16 protein-coding genes are annotated in these 16,817 nt (G+C 63.1%); 13 read left to right on the top strand and 3 right to left on the bottom strand.

Features of this window, described 5'->3' with window-relative positions; all coding sequences use genetic code 11:
• Window positions 1–27 precede the first annotated feature (27 nt).
• The 6 genes from JG746_RS33960 (at window position 28) to JG746_RS33935 (ending at window position 6,863) form a co-directional block, all read left to right on the top strand.
• Window positions 28–1,197, top strand: a complete 1,170-nt coding sequence (locus JG746_RS33960; RefSeq protein WP_202359558.1) for an acyl-CoA dehydrogenase family protein — start codon at window positions 28–30, stop codon at window positions 1,195–1,197.
• Between the two features lie 33 nt (window positions 1,198–1,230).
• Window positions 1,231–2,439 carry an acetyl-CoA C-acetyltransferase gene (locus JG746_RS33955; RefSeq protein WP_202356287.1) on the top strand — a complete coding sequence of 403 codons (1,209 nt, stop codon included), beginning with the start codon at window positions 1,231–1,233 and terminating at the stop codon, window positions 2,437–2,439.
• Between the two features lie 13 nt (window positions 2,440–2,452).
• Window positions 2,453–4,672 (top strand): 3-hydroxyacyl-CoA dehydrogenase NAD-binding domain-containing protein, encoded by a 2,220-nt coding sequence (locus JG746_RS33950; RefSeq protein ID WP_202356286.1) that lies wholly within the window; start codon window positions 2,453–2,455, stop codon window positions 4,670–4,672.
• A gap of 9 nt (window positions 4,673–4,681) precedes the next feature.
• Window positions 4,682–5,227, top strand: coding sequence for a thioesterase family protein (locus JG746_RS33945; protein ID WP_202356285.1), 546 nt, complete (start codon window positions 4,682–4,684; stop codon window positions 5,225–5,227).
• A 127-nt stretch (window positions 5,228–5,354) separates the two neighbouring features.
• Window positions 5,355–5,993 carry a S24 family peptidase gene (locus tag JG746_RS33940; protein WP_202356284.1) on the top strand — a complete coding sequence of 213 codons (639 nt, stop codon included), beginning with the start codon at window positions 5,355–5,357 and terminating at the stop codon, window positions 5,991–5,993.
• Between the two features lie 42 nt (window positions 5,994–6,035).
• On the top strand, window positions 6,036–6,863 hold the full coding sequence (locus tag JG746_RS33935) for a thermonuclease family protein (RefSeq protein WP_202359557.1): 828 nt from the start codon (window positions 6,036–6,038) through the stop codon (window positions 6,861–6,863).
• Here JG746_RS33935 and JG746_RS33930 read toward each other — a convergent pair.
• Window positions 6,829–8,475, bottom strand: a complete 1,647-nt coding sequence (locus tag JG746_RS33930) for a lysine--tRNA ligase (RefSeq protein WP_202356283.1) — start codon at window positions 8,473–8,475, stop codon at window positions 6,829–6,831. The genes JG746_RS33935 and JG746_RS33930 overlap by 35 nt on opposite strands.
• Window positions 8,476–8,648: 173 nt before the next feature.
• Between JG746_RS33930 and JG746_RS33925 the strand changes: the two genes are divergently transcribed.
• The gene (locus tag JG746_RS33925; RefSeq protein ID WP_202356282.1) at window positions 8,649–9,062 is read left to right on the top strand and encodes a tellurite resistance TerB family protein; all 414 of its coding nucleotides are present in this window, start codon (window positions 8,649–8,651) and stop codon (window positions 9,060–9,062) included.
• A 17-nt stretch (window positions 9,063–9,079) separates the two neighbouring features.
• On the opposite strand, the gene JG746_RS33920 is transcribed toward JG746_RS33925, so the two are convergent.
• Complete coding sequence (locus JG746_RS33920; protein WP_446721227.1) at window positions 9,080–9,892, bottom strand: transporter substrate-binding domain-containing protein; 813 nt, start codon at window positions 9,890–9,892, stop codon at window positions 9,080–9,082.
• A gap of 297 nt (window positions 9,893–10,189) precedes the next feature.
• Here JG746_RS33920 and JG746_RS33915 point away from each other — a divergent pair, with 297 nt between their 5' ends.
• From JG746_RS33915 to JG746_RS33905, 3 genes are all read left to right on the top strand, one after another.
• Window positions 10,190–10,921: a helix-turn-helix transcriptional regulator gene (locus JG746_RS33915; protein WP_095771882.1), complete on the top strand. Its 732-nt coding sequence runs from the start codon at window positions 10,190–10,192 to the stop codon at window positions 10,919–10,921.
• A 98-nt stretch (window positions 10,922–11,019) separates the two neighbouring features.
• Entirely contained in the window at window positions 11,020–11,658 is a 639-nt protein-coding gene (locus JG746_RS33910; protein WP_202356280.1) for an acyl-homoserine-lactone synthase, read from the top strand.
• Entirely contained in the window at window positions 11,655–12,419 is a 765-nt protein-coding gene (locus JG746_RS33905) for an enoyl-CoA hydratase-related protein (protein WP_244730619.1), read from the top strand. Before JG746_RS33910 ends, JG746_RS33905 begins: the two co-directional genes overlap by 4 nt.
• A gap of 55 nt (window positions 12,420–12,474) precedes the next feature.
• Here JG746_RS33905 and ppk2 read toward each other — a convergent pair whose 3' ends face one another.
• The gene (ppk2, locus tag JG746_RS33900) at window positions 12,475–13,383 is read right to left on the bottom strand and encodes a polyphosphate kinase 2 (RefSeq protein ID WP_202356279.1); all 909 of its coding nucleotides are present in this window, start codon (window positions 13,381–13,383) and stop codon (window positions 12,475–12,477) included.
• 113 nt (window positions 13,384–13,496) lie between these two features.
• On the opposite strand from ppk2, the gene JG746_RS33895 reads away from it, so the two are divergent.
• From JG746_RS33895 to JG746_RS33885, 3 genes are all read left to right on the top strand, one after another.
• Window positions 13,497–14,762, top strand: coding sequence for an ATP-binding protein (locus tag JG746_RS33895; RefSeq protein WP_202356278.1), 1,266 nt, complete (start codon window positions 13,497–13,499; stop codon window positions 14,760–14,762).
• Between the two features lie 114 nt (window positions 14,763–14,876).
• A complete protein-coding gene (gene phoU, locus JG746_RS33890) occupies window positions 14,877–15,602 on the top strand; it encodes a phosphate signaling complex protein PhoU (RefSeq protein ID WP_202356277.1) in 726 nt (241 codons plus the stop codon).
• Between the two features lie 96 nt (window positions 15,603–15,698).
• On the top strand, window positions 15,699–16,706 hold the full coding sequence (locus JG746_RS33885; RefSeq protein WP_202356276.1) for a magnesium and cobalt transport protein CorA: 1,008 nt from the start codon (window positions 15,699–15,701) through the stop codon (window positions 16,704–16,706).
• Window positions 16,707–16,817 lie beyond the last annotated feature (111 nt).

The following is a 16,817-nucleotide window of genomic DNA, read 5'->3' as shown; positions in this document are numbered from 1 at the left end:
GCGCTCTGGGAGGAGTATCATATCCACATGACCAACCCCGCCGAAATCCTTGGCCTCCCCAAACCCGCCTGGGCGGCGGACGAGGTCGGCATGCTCTACGACATGGCGGCCCGCTTCATGTCGGAGGAGATCGCACCGCGCTACGACGAGTTCGAGAAGAACGAGATGGTCGATCGCGAGAGCTGGCTGAAGGCGGGTGCTGCCGGTCTGCTCTGCGCCTCGATGCCGGAGGAATATGGCGGTTCCGGCGGCACGTTCGCGCATGAGAGCGCCATCATCGAGGCGATCGGCCATGTCGGTGTCGACGGTTTCGGCATCGGCCTGCACAATTCGATCGTCGCGCCTTACGTCCTTCACTACGGTTCTGAAGAGCAGAAGAAGAAGTGGCTGCCCAAGCTCGCCACCGGCGAACTGATCGGCGCCATCGCCATGACCGAGCCGGGCGCCGGCTCCGACCTGCAAGGCGTCAAGACGCGGGCGCAGAAGGACGGCAACCAGTACAAGATCAATGGCTCCAAGACCTTCATCACCAACGGCCAGCTCGCCAACTTCATCATCGTCGTTACCAAGACCGATCCGGAAAAGGGCGCCAAGGGCACCTCGCTGATCGTCGTCGAGACCGACGAGGTCGAGGGTTTCGAGCGCGGCCGCAACCTCGACAAGATCGGGCTCAAGGCCAACGACACGTCCGAACTGTTCTTCAACGACGTGCGCGTGCCGACCTCCAATTTGCTCGGCCACGAGGAAGGCCAGGGCTTCATCCAGCTGATGCAGCAATTGCCGCAGGAGCGGCTGCAGATCGGCACCGGCGCCATCGCCATGATCGAGCGGGCGCTGGCGTTGACCATCGATTACGTCAAGGAACGCAAGGCCTTCGGCAAGGCGATCATCGATTTCCAGAACACCCAGTTCAAGCTGGCCGAACTCAAGACCGAGGCGACCATCGGCCGTGTCTTCTACAATGATTGCGTCACCCGCCACATCAATGGCGGGCTCGATCCGGTGACGGCCTCGATGGCGAAATACTGGCTCTCCGACCTGCAGGGCAAAGTCGTCGACGAATGCCTTCAATTGCATGGCGGCTATGGCTACATGAATGAATATCCGATCGCCCGCATGTTCCGCGACGCCCGCGTCCAGCGAATCTACGGCGGCACCAACGAGATCATGAAATTGCTGATCGGACGCTCGCTCTGAGAGCGGCGACCGGCAAACCCAAGGAGCACGAAAATGGCTGAGGCTTATGTCTATGACGCCGTGCGCACGCCGCGCGGCAAGGGCAAGAAGGACGGATCGCTGCACGAGGTGCCGGCGGTGCGGCTCGCCGCCAAGACGCTGGAAGCGCTGCGCGACCGCAACGGGCTGGACACCGGCACCGTCGACGACATCATCTTCGGCTGCGTCGATCCCGTCGGCGAGGCGGGTTCGGTCATTCCGCGCGCCGCCGCTTTCGAGGCAGGCTACGACACCAAGGCGCCCGGCATGCAGATCTCACGCTTCTGCGCCTCGGGTCTCGACGCCATCAATTTCGGCGCCGCCAAGATCGCGCAGGGCGCCGACGAGATCGTCATCGCCGGTGGCGTCGAATCCATGTCGCGCGTCGGCATGGGCATGTCCGGCGGCGCTTGGTTCATGGACCCTTCGGTCGGCCTGCCCGGCTGGTTCGTGCCGCAAGGCATCTCGGCCGACCTGATCGCCACCAAATACGGCTTCAGCAGGGACGACGTCGACGCCTATGCGGTCGAGAGCCAGAAGCGCGCCGCCAAATCCTGGGCCGATGGCCGCTTCAAGAATTCGGTGATCCCGATCAAGGACCAGAACGGCCTGACCATCCTCGATCATGACGAGCACATGCGGCCTTCGACCGACATGCAGTCGCTGGCTTCGCTCAACCCGTCCTTCGTCATGCCCGGCGAAATGGGCGGCTTCGACGCGGTCGCGGTGCAGAAGCACCCCGAGGTGGAAGAGGTAAACCACGTCCATCACGCCGGCAATTCGTCGGGCATCGTCGACGGCGCGGCGGCCGTGCTGCTCGGCTCGAAGAAGGCCGGCAAGGCGATGGGGCTCAAGCCTCGCGCCCGCATCCGCACCTTCGCCAATATCGGCTCCGAGCCGGTGCTGATGCTGACCGGCCCGGTCGACGTTACCGAGAAGCTGCTGAAGCGCGCCAAGATGAAGCTGTCGGACATCGACCTGTTCGAGCTCAACGAGGCCTTCGCCTCGGTGGTGCTGCGCTACATGCAGGCCTTCGACATTCCGCACGACAGGATCAACGTCAATGGCGGCGCCATCGCCATGGGCCATCCGCTCGGCGCCACCGGCGCGATGATCTTCGGCACGGTGCTGGACGAACTCGAGCGCCGCGACCTCAACACCGCGCTGGTGACGCTGTGCATCGGCGCCGGCATGGGCACGGCAACCATCATCGAACGCGTCTGACGGGGAGAGAACAATGAGCTACATCAATTTCACCCTCGACACCGACGCCGACGGCATCGCGCTCGTCACCTGGAACATGCCGGATCGCTCGATGAACGTGTTCACCGAGGAGGTGATGGGCGAACTCGACAAGATCATCGACCAGGTGATGGCCGACGCCGGCATCAAGGGTGCGGTGATCACCTCGGGCAAGGACAGCTTCTCCGGCGGCGCTGATCTCACCATGCTGCAGAAGATGCTTGCCGTCTTCGCCAAGGAAAAGACCAAGGATCCGGAGAAGGCGGCAAAACTGCTGTTCGACAATGCCGGCCGCATGGGCGGCCTGTGGCGCAAGCTCGAAACATCGGGCAAGCCCTGGGTATCGGCGATCAACGGCACCTGCATGGGCGGCGCCTTCGAATTGTCGCTGGCCTGCCACGGCCGCGTCGCCGCTGACTCCGACAAGGTCAAGATGGCCTTGCCGGAAGTCAAGGTCGGCATCTTCCCCGGCGCCGGCGGCACCCAGCGCGTGCCGCGGCTGACCGATCAGCAGCAGGCGCTGCAGATGCTGACCTCCGGCCAGAATCTGTCGCCGCAGAAGGCGAAGGCCATGGGCCTGATCCACGAGATCGCCGAGCCGGCCAAATTGGTCGAGACGGCAAAGGCCATGATCAGGAACGGCCTGAAAGCCGTCCAGCCCTGGGACGAGAAGGGCTTCAAGCTGCCCGGCGGCCCGGTCTACTCGGCCGCGGGCGCCAATCTCTGGCCGCCGGCCATCGCCATCCTGCGTCGCGAGACCTATGGCAATTATCCGGCGGCCGCCGCCATCCTGAAATGCGTCTATGAAGGCCTGCTCGTGCCGTTCGACACCGCGCTCAGGATCGAACAGCGCTATTTCACCGAGATCATGCGGACCAAGGAAGCGGCGGCGATGATCCGCTCGCTGTTCGTGTCGCTGCAGGAACTGAACAAGGGTGCCCGCCGCCCGGCCGGCGTGCCGGAAACCAAATTCAAGAAGATCGGCATTCTCGGCGCCGGCTTCATGGGCGCCGGCATTGCCTATGTGACGGCAAAGGCCGGTATTCCCGTGGTGCTGCTCGACCGCGACATGGAGTCGGCCGAAAAGGGCAAGGCGCATTCGGACAGCCTGGTCTCGGATCAGGTCAAGAAGGGCCGCGCCAAGCCGGAGGAGAAGGACAAGCTTCTGTCGCTGATCACGCCGACAGCCGACTATGCCGACCTTGCCGGCTGCGACCTCGTGGTCGAGGCGGTGTTCGAGGATTCGGCCGTCAAGAAGGCAGCCACCGAACAGGCGGAGGCCGTGCTGAAGTCGTCCGCGATCTTCGCGTCGAACACCTCGACCATTCCGATCACCGCGCTGGCGAAGAATTCGGCCCGGCCGAAGAATTTCGTCGGCATCCACTTCTTCTCGCCGGTCGACAAGATGATGCTGGTCGAGATCATCCTCGGCAAGAAGACCGGCGACAAGGCGCTGGCCACCGCGATCGATTTCGTCCGCGCCATCAAGAAGACGCCGATCGTCGTCAACGACACGCGCGGCTTCTACGTCAACCGCTGCGTGCTGCGCTACATGTCGGAAGCTTACAAGATGCTGATCGAGGGCGTTCCCGCTCCGATGATCGAGAATGCGGCGAAGGCCGCCGGCATGCCGGTCGGTCCGCTGGCGCTGACCGACGAGACGGCGATCGACCTTGCCCAGAAGATCATGACGCAGACCATCAGGGATCTCGGCGGCAAGGCCGTCGACCCCAGGCAGATGGCGCTGATCAACACCATGGTCGACGACCATGGCCGTTTCGGCCGCAAGAACGGCAAGGGTTTCTACGATTATCCGGCCAAGCCAGCGAAGAAGAAGCTTTGGCCGGGTCTGAAGGACCTCTATCCGCAGCTTGCGCCCGACAAGGTCGACTATGAGGAACTGCAGCAGCGCCTGCTGGTCACCATCGCGCTGGAAGCGGCGCGCGTGATGGAGGAAGGCATCGTCACCGATCCACGTGAGGCCGATGTCGGCTCGATCCTGGCCTTCGGCTTCGCGCCTTATACGGGCGGCGCGCTGTCCTATATCGACGGCATCGGCGCCAAGGAATTCGTCAAGATCGCCAAGGGGCTGCAGAAGAAATACGGCGCCGAATTCAAGGCGCCCAAGCTGCTCATCGACATGGCCGAAAAGGGCGAAACCTTCTACCAGCGCTTCGACCCCTACGCCAAGGGCGACGTGAAGCAGGCCGCCTGACGAAAGGCCATGTACGTCTGGGCGCGCATGGCGCGCATGCTGGCCACGGCGCGCAGCCGTGGCCCCTATTTGATGGGCGGTGAAAGCCGGCTGGCCTTTCGCTGCCTGCCGACCGACATCGATTTCAACGTCCATCTCAACAATGCGCGCTACATGATGCTGGCCGATCTCGGCCGCATCGACCTGTTCGTCCGCGCCGGGCTGATCTCGCTGGCGCGCAAGAATGGCTGGGCGCCGATGATGGGCGGGTTGCAGGCGGTCTATGCGCGCGAGATCAGGCTATGGCGCCGCTTCGAAGTGGTCTCCTCGATCGAGACCTGGGAAGGCAGCCAGGTCATCGGCAAGCATCGTTTCGTCCTCGACAATGGCGAGACGGCCGCCTTGATCCTGACGACGGCCGGCGTCTACGATCGCAAGGCGCGCCGCTTCCTCGATATCGACGAGGTCGTCGCCGCGCTTGGTCGCTCGGTGAATCCGCGTCCGCCGACCGAGGCCGAGCGGATTTTCATGACGTCGCATCAGGGGCTGCGCGGCCTGACCAAAGGGGCCGGCTGAGCAGCGGAGATCATCATTCCCGCAGCCTTCACGAAGGGTGTGCCGTCAGAGTACGTCCGGTGGACAAACCGGGATGCAGAGACTAGAAGGGAAAGGCATTTTTTCCTCTCTCGAAGGAGAGCACGACATGCTCTCGCACGACCGCGTCTGGGCTGCCATCGATGCTCTTGCCGAGCGTTATTCGCTTTCGGCGTCAGGTCTGGCAAGGCGCGCGGGCCTCGATTCGACTGCCTTCAACAAGTCCAAGCGCCTATCCTCGGACGGCCGGCCGCGCTGGCCCTCGACCGAATCACTGGCCAAGATCATCGAGGCGACGGGTGCCTCGCTCGACGAATTCACCGGGCTGATCGAAGGCCGCATCGGTACGGCACCCGCTTACCGGAGATCCGTGCCGCTTCTCGGCTTTGCCCAGGCCGGCGCCGGCGGCTTCTTTGACGATGCCGGCTTTCCCGCCGGGCAGGGCTGGGATCTGGTCGAACTGCCGGCGCAATCGACCGAGAGCTCCTATGCGCTGCAGGTGCAAGGCGATTCCATGCTGCCGCTCTACCGCAATGGCGATGTGCTCATCGTCGAGCCGGGCGCTATCACCCGCAAGGGCGATCGCGTCGTCGTCAAGACCACATCGGGCGAGGTGATGGCCAAGGTGCTCGAGCGCCAGACCGTCAAGTCGATCGCGCTGGTCTCGCTCAATCCCGATCACCCTGACCGCGACATTCCCATGCGCGAGGTCGAATGGGTGGCGCGGATCGTCTGGGCAAGCCAGTAGGTCGGGCTGGTGCGGTTTCCCTATCTCATTCTGGCGGTTGTGATGGTCCCGGTGATGGCAGCCCTGGTCATTGCCGGCGGCCGCACGCTGAAAGGAAGCCAAAGCACCGTCACCGTGGACCAGATCGATCCCGGGGTGGACACGATCTCTCAAGCCGGCGCCGATGCCGGGCCTGGCGAACCGGCCACGTCAGCCATTCCCGCGCCCCCAGCTCCGCCGCCGCCAAAGCCGGTGGTGCATTCGCGCGCGATCGATCCGGATGTCGTCGCTCCGCCGGAACTGCCCGCAGGCGAACTCGAGCGGGTCGAGCCGCGCGAGCCGCTGAGCAAGCTGGCATTGGCCATGCCACCCAAGCCGAAGATGCCCGATGACTGGAATGGCACGAAGCTGTTCCAGCCGGTCGCGACAGCCGCTGGGCTGATCGAGGCGAAAGGTTATTCGGTCGCGATTTCCGGCATCGACGTGGTTCCTCAAGACGAAACCTGCACCACCGACGGCAAATCCTGGCCGTGCGGCATCCGCGCCCGCACGGCGTTCCGTGCCTTCCTGCGCGGCCGCGCGGTGGTCTGCACCGTGCCGCCCGAAGGCGGACGTGACCGCATCGCGGCGGAATGCCGGATCGGCAAGCAGGACGTCGGCCGATGGCTGGTCGACAATGGCTGGGCGCGTGCCGCCAAGGGCGGCCCCTATGTCGAGGCTGGCGAAAAGGCGCAAAGCGCCAAGAAGGGCATTTTCGGATCGGCGCCGAACCTTGCCGGCATCTCGGCGGTGCCGGACGCACCGGCCCCGGCGCCTCAGGCGCCGGGCTCGATCCTGGAAGAGGTCGACGGCGCCCTCAAGCCAGCTGACCAGCCAACGCCTGCTGAATGAGCGCGCGGGTCTCGGCCACGCCGTAGAGCGCGGCGAACGAGCCGAAGCGCGGGCCGCGTTCCTGGCCGATGAGTACCTGGTAGATCATCTGGAAGAAGGCGCCCGAAACGCCCGGGCCGCCCTCCGGGCTCTGCTTGGAGTGATCCTGATAGCGTTCGATCTTGCGCGCCACGTTGAGCGAAGCGTTCTGGATCGCTTCGCCGCCGGCGTCAGCCGGAAGCGTGCCAAGTGCTGCGTCCAGGGCCTTGAGCGCCTCGCGCTCGACCTCGTCGGCCGGGCGGAAGGTTTTCGTCGGCCGCACGAAATCGTCGAAATAGCGGATCGCATGGCCGACCAGCTGGTCGAGCTCCGGGTGCGTCTTCGGCGTAACATCCTTGGTATGGCGCGAGATGAAGCCCCACAGCACGTCCTTGTTCTGAGCATTGGAGGCGCTGACCAGGTTGAGCAGCAGCGAGAACGGCACCGGCATGTCGATATCAGGCGGGTTGCCGTCATGCATGTGCCAGACCGGATTGCCCAGCCGCTCCTTCCAGTCCTGCCTGGGGTAGGCGGCAAGGAAGGTGTAATACTCGTCCACCGCCCTCGGGATGACGTCGAAATAGAGCTTCTTGGCCTGCCGCGGCCGCTGGTACATGTAGAGCCCGAGGCTCTCGGTCGGGGCATAGGTCAGCCATTCGTCGATGGTCAGGCCGTTGCCCTTCGACTTCGAGATCTTCTGGCCGTTTTCGTCGAGGAACAGCTCGTAGACGAAATGCTCGGGCGCGCGCCCGCCCAGTATGTTGCAGATGCGGTCATAGACCACGGCATTGGTCTGGTGGTCCTTGCCGAACATTTCGAAATCGACGCCGAGCGCTGCCCAGCGCATGCCGAAGTCCGGCTTCCACTGCAGCTTCACCCGGCCGCCAGTGATCGAAAGCGTGGTCTCGGTGCCCTCGTCGTCGAAGGTTATGGTGCCGGCCTTGGCGTCGACATGCTTCATCGGCACGTAAAGCACCCGGCCGCTCTTCGGGGAAATCGGCAGGAACGGGCTGTAGGTCGCCTGCCGCTCGGCCCCAAGCGTCGGCAGCATCACCGCCATGATCTTGTCGTAGCGTTCGGCGGCCCGCAGCAGCATCGCGTCGAAACGGCCCGATTTGTAATACTGCGTCGCGCTGGCGAATTCGTAGTCGAAGCCGAACGTGTCGAGGAAGCGGCAGAGCATCGCATTGTTGTGGTCGGCGAAGCTCGCATAGTCGCCGCCGAACGGATTGGGAACCGAAGACAGCGGCTTGTGCAGATGCTGTTCAAGTGCTGCGCGATCCGGCACGTTGTCGGGTATCTTGCGCATGCCGTCCATGTCGTCGGAGAAGCACAAGAGCTTGGTCGCGACCTTGTCCTGCGTGAGCACGCGGAACGCATGGCGCACCATCGAGGTGCGCGCCACCTCGCCGAACGTGCCGATATGCGGCAGGCCGGATGGACCGTAGCCGGTCTCGAACAGGATCGTTTCGGGAAAGTCGCTGCCCTTGTAGCGTTCGATGATCTTTTTGGCTTCCTCGAACGGCCACGCCTTGCTCTCGGCCGCGGCCGCCAGCAGTTCGGGGTTGAGATCGATTATGTTTGATCCCGCCATGTCCTGTTTTCCAAATTGTTCGCCGGCCGGATTGTTCGCTGGCTCGGCCGCAGATGTCGATTTTCAATCGGTCCTCTAGGCGCGCATGGCCGGAGCGTCAACGCGTGCAGCGCTTTTTCCTTGCGGCCTTCGACCCCCGTTCCTACCTTCGAAACCCGTTCAAGGAGTAAAGAATGCCGTTGCCGACCCCGCATGAAGCCCTGATCTACCTGATGGTCATCACCTCTGCCTCCGACCGCGACATGACCGACGTCGAACTGGCCAGGATCGGCGACGTTGTCCGCTCATGGCCGGTGTTCGAGGATTTCAAGCAGGATCGGCTGGTTCCAGTCGCCCAGGCCTGTCAAAAGCAGTTGCACGAGAAGGATGGCCTGGAGGGTGTGCTGGCCCAGGTGGCGGAAGCCCTGCCGGAGCGCCTGCGCGACACCGCCTATGCCGCGGCCTTCGAAGTTGCCGCCGTCGATCTCGAAATGCGGCTGGAGGAAGTGCGGGTGCTGCAGTTGATCCGCCGTCAGCTCGATCTCGACACGCTGACCGTCGCCGCCATCGGCCGCGCGGCCAAGGCGCGGCTGCGCACGCTGACCTGAGAAAATCTGCTTGGCCCCTAGAAAAAACTGACCGGGAAATAGCGCAGGTAGAATTCGGCGAAGGTTCCTTTCATCGAAATCTCCTGCAGCGCGTAATCGATCGCCGCGGCCAGCGTCGGGTTGTCCGCCCTTGTGGCGATGGCCATGCCGGTGCCCAGATATTCGGGCGCCAGATAGGGACCGCCGGCAAAACGGCAGCAGCCGGCCGCATCCGAGCCGCCCAGCCAGAAGGCGAAACGCATGCCGTCACCGAAGGCGGCGTCGATCTTGCCCGCCTTGAGATCGCCGTAGAGGGCTTCCGGTCCGTCGAAGGAGACGATCTGGACCGTGTTGAAATAGTCGCGCAGCATGCGCTCATGCGCCGAGCCGGCGATTACGCCGACGCGTTTGCTGCGCAGCTTGTCGAAGACCGGTTCGGCAAGCGCCTTGTTCTTCGGCGTGATGAAACGCGCCGGAAACTGCAGATACGAGCGCGAGAAGGCGTATGTCTGGCGCGATTGCGGCGTCGCGGCGATGCCGGCGATGATGGCTTCGCCTTCGCCTTTCTCGAGTGCCCCTTCGAGTTCGCCCCAAGGCAGGGCCTGGATCTGGCATTTGTCGGCAATGCCGAGTTCGGCACAGATGGCGCGCGCCAGGTCGATGTGGAAACCGGAAAGCTTTCCCGCGCCGTCGAGGAAGTTGAAGGGTGGAAAATCCGTGGTCGTCAGGAATCGCAGCCGTGGCAATGCCGAAAGGTCGGGCTTCGGCAACCGTTCCTTGGCGTCCCACAACACCGGGACCTGCGGTTCGGCCGCGCGCGCCCCGGGAGCCCATGGCAGCGCCGCGATCAACAGCGACGCCAGGACCGGGAACCTCCATTGGAACGCCACGATAGACTCCGCCGCACTCTTGTTCGCACCGGTTTTGGTACGAAAATGGTACAGGCACAATGGTTTTTGATTTCAACGCGCCAATTTCAGGTTATGCTTTAGCACGTTTGCAAACAGCGGTGGCCGCCTTGGTTGGGGACCGGGGTCGAGAACCACAACCGAGAATTTGCGCGTTGCAATCCGTGGTCGGTGGCCAAATGCAGACAACGCATGGACCATTGATCTCAATGCAAGAGGCAACATGGGGTTGATGTTGCGATGGGTCAATTCGATCGTACGCTGGAATACATAGACCAACTGCAGCACGCCGGAACGGCGGCGGCGGTCTGCGAGAAACTTTTGGGCATAACCTCGGATTTCGGCCTGACCGCGCTGATGGCGGGAACCGTTCCGCAGCCAGGCACGCCGACCGGGCAGCAAAAGCAGCATGTGCTGCTTTGCGATTGGCCTGTCGAATGGCTGGAGCGCTACGTGGCGCGCAACTATGTCGACCACGATCCGGTGGTCAGCCACATGAAGCAGCTGCAGGCGCCGTTCCAGTGGCGCGAAGCCGCCCAGGGCATTAGCTTCGACAAGAGCAGCGACGAGGTGATGGGCGATGCCGGCGCCTTCAAGCTGCGCGACGGGCTGGCCTTCCCGCTGATCACGCTCGATGGCCAGATCGTCATGGTGTCGCTGGGTGGCGAGGCCGTGCAGCTGTCGGCGGCCGAGTTCGGCCTTGTGTCGCTGGTCTCGACCTATGCCGTGGGCCGCGCCATGCAAATCCACACCATGGCGACCAAGACCATTGACCATATCGAACTGACCCCGCGCGAGCGCGAATGCCTGCAATGGGCCGCCGTCGGCAAGTCGGAATGGGAGATTTCGCAAATTCTCGGCATCTCCGAACACACGTCGGAGAAACATCTTCTTAACGCCAAAAGCAAACTCGGTGCCGTCAACCGGGTCCAGGCGGTCGCCGAAGCGATAAGGCGCGGCTACATTAGCTAGGTCGGCCGTGCCGACCTGGAATTTCTTGCCTACGTGATCACGCAATTTTCTCGTTGAAGCACGGCCGTATCTTCCTCTTAAACCCAGGAGACGACGGCATGCTTTTTTGTCTTACTACTCAAGAATTGATGGAACGCCCCGACCTTTGGGAGGCCGTCCATCGTCTGCGCTACCAGATATTTGTCGAAGAGATGGGGTGGGAGGACCTGCGGCGCCCGGACGGATTCGAGGTCGATCAGTTCGACCATGACGAGGCGGTGCATCAGATCGTCATCAGAGGCAACGAAGTCGCCGGTTATCAACGGATGTTGCCGACCACGCGGCCCCATCTGCTGACCGAGGTCTTGTCCGACCTTTCCGAAGGAACGCCGCCATCGGGCCCCAACATCTGGGAATTGACCCGCTATGCGGTGGCTGCCGGTTTTCGCGATGGCCGTCGCGGCGTCTCGACCGTCGGCACCGAATTGATCGCCGGCTTCGTCGAGTGGGGGCTGAAGCGCGGCGTCGACAAGGTGATCATCGAGTTCGAGCCGATGTGGGTGTTGCGCGCCTTGCAGCTGCATTTCCTGGCGACGCCGCTGGGTTATCAGCGCACCTACGGCAATCAGCAGGTCGTGGCGACCCTGCTCTCCTTCAACGAGCATACGCTGGACGTGGTGCGTTCGCGCCGCAATCACCATGCTCCTGTCCTGGCCCGGGGATATCCCGACATGTTCGGCCAGAGGAGGGCGTCATGACGTTGGACACCGCCATGAACCCGCACCCGCAACCGGAACTGCGCAACCACACGCTGATCGTCACCGTGTCGTCGAATGACGGCCGGCCGGTGCTCGACAGAAGGGCCTATGAGAGCCTTGCCAGGACATTCCATGAAGCCGCCGACAATGACGAGGTGCGTGTCGTCGTGCTGCGTGGCCTGGCAGGCTGCTTCTGCCTTGGCGGCGACTTTTCCGAATTCCTCGACGCCACCAAGCATCAGAAGCTGATCGCCGCCGTCACCGACATGTTCCGCACGCTGGCGACGTTCCCCAAGCCAATCCTCGCCTGCGTCGACGGCGATGCCGTCGGCGTCGGTTGCACCATCCTGTTCCACTGCGACATGGTGATCGCCTCGAATGAAAGCACGTTCCGGGTGCCGTTCGTCGATTTCGGCCTTGTGCCGGACGCGGCGACCAGCATCCTGGCGCCACAGAAGCTCGGCTATGCCGGCGCCTTCCGCTTCTTTTGTCTCGGCGACACGCTCCACGCCGAGGACGCGAGGGCACTCGGCCTCGTCGCCGAGATCGTGCATGACGGCGTGGAAGAGGCGACACTCGGCCGCGCAAGGCAACTCGCCAAGAAGCCGGTCGCCGCCTTGCTGCAGACCCGCGGCCTGCTCAAGGGCAACACCGGCGCGCTGTGCGACCGCATCGACCAGGAGATATCGCTGTTTCAGCAGGCGTTGCAGGACGACACCACGCTACGTCGCCTGCAGCGGATCGCCCGGCTGGCAGCCTGAACGATCCGGAAGAATCTGCGCCGCGCTGCCCATTGGCCCCGCGGCGCAGTAAGCGTCAGTCTTGCTTGCCGAGGAATGACGGCCCTTCGCCGATGATCTTCTTGTCTTCCTTGCCGACGATATCGAGATCGCGCCCCTCGTAGGGCAGCGACAGCAGGATCCGCCGCATCACCGCCAGCCGGGCGCGGCGCTTGTCATTGGCCCGCACGATGATCCATGGCGCGAACTCCTTGTGGGTGCGCTCGAACATGCTGTCGCGCGCCTTGGTGTAGTCGTCCCATTTGGTGATACCGGCGATATCGATGGGCGAGAACTTCCAGCTCTTCAGAGGGCTGTAGCGGCGATCGTGAAAGCGCTCGAGTTGCGTTTCCCGGCCGATGTTCAGCCAGAATTTGAAGAAGTGGATGCCGTCGTTGACGATCATCCGTTCGAAATGCGGCGTCTCGTCGAGAAACTTCTCATGCTGCTCCGGCGTGCAGAAGCCCATCACCGGCTCGACGCCGGCGCGGTTGTACCAGGAACGGTCGAAGGTGACGAATTCGCCCGCCGTGGGGAAATGATCGACATAACGCTGGTAGTACCATTGTCCCAGTTCGGTCGGGGTTGGCTTGGTCAGCGCCACGTTGCGCGCCGTGCGCGGGTTGAGATACTGGCGCACCACGAAGATCGTGCCGCCCTTGCCGGCGGCGTCGCGGCCCTCGAACAGCGCCATCACCCGCTTGCCGGTCGCCTGCAGCCATGCCTGCGCCTTGACCAGTTCGATCTGCAATTTCTCGAGCGTCTCGTCATACTCGTCGCTCTTCATCTTCTTGTCGTATGGGTAGCCGCCCGCGGTCAGCTTGTTGGCCTCCACCCAGTCCGGAAGCTCGGGATTCTCGATGTCGAACTCCCGCTCCTTGCCGTCGATCTTGATCTTCAACGGACCTGACGTCGGTGTTGCGGGAGTTTCCTTGGCTTTTTTCATCGCGACGAACCCTTTTCAGCTTACGGACTCATGCTATTGGGAGCCTCCATGCCGGTCTAGCAGGAAGTTGCCATACGGCCGGACAGCGCCCGAGAGGGCTATAGGACGCGCGGATGGCTGAGCAAAGCGCAGAGCAGGCAAGTGTGGCGCAAGCCATGGCCATCCGGCTATGGCACAGCCGCTGGCTGCTTGCGGCCGGTGTCGTCGCGGTTCTGACAGCTTTTGCCTTTGCCAATATTTCCGCCTACGTGCTGGTGCCGGCGCTGCTCCTGTTGCTCTTCGCCGCGATGCTGCCGGCCGCGGGCCTGCGCCAGTACGGCGAGAATATCGCGGCGATCGAGGCGATCGGCCTGCAGCGCCTGTCGGGCGAATATCTGGCGGCGGCCGTCGCCGACCCGCTGATCATTTTCGACCGCTCCGCCACCATCGTCCATGCCAACGCCGCCGCCTTTGCGGCTTTCGGCGGCATCGCACCGGGCCTGTCGCTGCCGCTGAAATTCCGGGCGCCGGAAATGCAGTCCCTGCTCGACAGCGTGCTGTCGGGCACGATCGCCTCCGATGTCGTCGACTATACCGAGAAGCTGCCGGTCGAACGGGCCTACCGGGTCAGCGCGTCCTCGGTCGGGCACGGCACCGACCTCTATGTGCTGGTGTTCAAGGATCAGAGCGAAACGCGCAGGATCGACCGCATGCGCGCCGATTTCATCGCCAATGCCAGCCACGAATTGCGCACTCCGCTCGCCTCGATCGCCGGTTTCATCGAAACGCTGCGCGGACCGGCCCGCAACGATCCGGCGGCGCGCGACCAATTCCTGCAGATCATGCAGAACCAGACCGGCCGCATGGCGCGCCTGATCGATGACCTCCTGTCGTTGTCCCGGCTGGAGATGAAGCCCTATCTGAAGCCGGGAACCGAGGTCGACCTGCGCCAGACCGTCGACAGCGTCATCGATTCACTGGCTCCGCTTGCCCGTGAAAACAGCGTCGTCATCGAGCGCGATTTCGCCAAGGGATCTCTCAATGTGCCCGGCGATCGTGACGAGCTGTTCCAGGTGTTCGAGAACTTGCTGGAAAACGCTTGCAAATACGGCCAGTCCGGCGGCCGCGTCGTGGTGTCGATCACGCATGCCGATGACGGTTCCGAACCCGGCATCGACGTCACCATCCGGGATTTCGGCCCCGGCATTCCCGAGGAGCACATTCCGCGCATCACCGAGCGCTTCTACCGCATCGACGTCGAAACCAGCCGGACCCAGAAAGGCACCGGCCTTGGCCTGTCGATCGTCAAGCACATCCTGACGCGCCACAATGCCAGGCTGACGATCAAATCCGAGGTCGGCAAGGGCGCCGCCTTCGCGGTTCATTTGCCGACGCACTGATACTGCCCTAGTTTTCCCTGGAACCGTTTCTTTTTTCTGTCATCCGGCTAGCGTATCAGCGGGGATTCGAGGAAACGACTCAAGATCAAGAACCCGTGGGAAGGCATTTCATCCATGCAGTCCGTGCACATAATGAGCGCCTATGACGAGGAGCTGAAATACCTGTCGAAGCGTATCGCGGCGATGGGCGGCCATGCCGAGCGCATGGTCGAGCAGGCGGTCGCCGCTCTCGTCAATGCCGATCCGGGGCTGGCCCAGAAGGTCATCAACGACGACGCCGTGCTGGATGACGGCCAGCGCGAGATCGACGACAAGGCGATCATCATCATCGCCAAGCGCCAGCCGATGGCGACGGACCTGCGCGAGATCGTCGGCGCCATCCGCATTTCGGCCGACCTCGAACGGGTCGGCGACCTCGGCAAGAACGTCGCCAAGCGGGTGGTCGCCGTCACCGACGGCCGCCAGCCGACCAGCCTGTTCCGCGGCCTGGAGGCCCTGGCCAATTTGGCGCTGACCCAGCTCAAGGAAGTGCTCGACGTCTACGCCTCGCGCTCGGTCGACAAGATCGGCTTCGTGCGCGACCGTGACGACCAGATCGATGCGATGTACACGTCGCTGTTTCGCGAATTGCTAACCTACATGATGGAAGATCCGCGCAACATCACGCCCTGCACGCATCTGCTGTTCTGCGCCAAGAACATCGAACGCATCGGCGATCATGCCACCAACATCGCCGAGACCATCTACTACATCGTCACCGGCGACCAGATGCCGGCCGAGCGGCCGAAAGGCGACAAGACGGACAAGATCAGCCTTTCGGCGCCGCTTCCGGCGAAATGAACGTTCGTCCACTCGAACGCTAGATCATATTGCGCTAAACTATCCCGGCGTTAAGCTTCTCAGGCCTTGATAAGGTCCTGCGTCCAGGAGGCTGCGATGGAATATGTCCGAGAGTTCAAGCCCGCGGCGCCGACATCAGGCATCATCGCCTCCAGCGTGTACACGGCCGGGCGGCGTATCGCCGACATTCCGATCGAGGAAGCCGGCGAATGGGCCAAGAAATCGGGACACGTCGTCTGGATCGGGCTGCTCGAACCCGATCGCGAGCTCCTGTTGCGCGTCCAGGCGCAGTTCCATCTGCATGAGCTGGCGATCGAGGATGCCGAGCATCCACACCAGCGGCCGAAGATCGAGCAATATGGCGATGCGCTGTTCATCGTCGCCCGCACCGCGCAATTGATCGAAGGACGGGTGACTTTCGGCGAGACGCATCTGTTCGTCGGTTCGGGCTATATCGTCAGCGTCAGGCACGGCCCATCGACGTCCTACGCCGCCGTGCGCCAGCACTGGGAAAGCTGCCCGCATTCGCTGGCCAAGGGCGAGGATTTCGTCCTCTATGCCATTCTCGATTTCATCGTCGACAACTACATGCCCGTGCTCGAGCAGATCGAGGACGAGGTCGAGGCGATCGAGGACAGGGTTCTTCTGAAGCCGATGACCGGTCCTGACATCGAGCGGCTCTATATGCTGCGCCGCGATCTGCTGCGCCTGCGCAACGCGGCACTTCCGCTGGTGGAAGTCTGCCGCCGGTTGACCAGCGCCGACCTGCCGCAGATCCATTCAGCCATGCATCCGCTGTTCCGCGACGTGACCGACCACATCCGCACCGTCCAGGAAAAGATCGACAGTCTGCGCGAGGTGCTGGCCTTTGCCTTCGAGGCCAGCCTGCTGGTCGGTCAAAGCCAGGAAACGGCGATCTCGAAGAAACTCGCCTCCTGGGCGGCCATACTGGCGGTGCCGACGGCCTTCGCCGGCATCTACGGCATGAACTTCACCGACATGCCGGAACTGAAGATGGAATATGGCTACCCGATTGTGCTCGCCACCATCGCGGCGATCTGCGCGTTTCTCTACTGGCGGTTCCGCAAGAATGGGTGGCTGTGAGGGTAGGCAGTAGGGCAGTAGGGCAGTAGGGCAGTAGGGCAGTAGGGCAGTAGGGCAGTAGGGCAGTAGGGCAGTAGGGCAGTAGGGCAGTAGGGCAGTAGGTTGAGATAA

It is taken from the genome of Mesorhizobium sp. 113-3-3, from assembly GCF_016756495.1.
Lineage (GTDB): Bacteria > Pseudomonadota > Alphaproteobacteria > Rhizobiales > Rhizobiaceae > Mesorhizobium.
The sequence above is the reverse complement of the archived record's forward strand: the minus strand, read 5'-3'. Positions and strand labels throughout refer to the sequence as shown.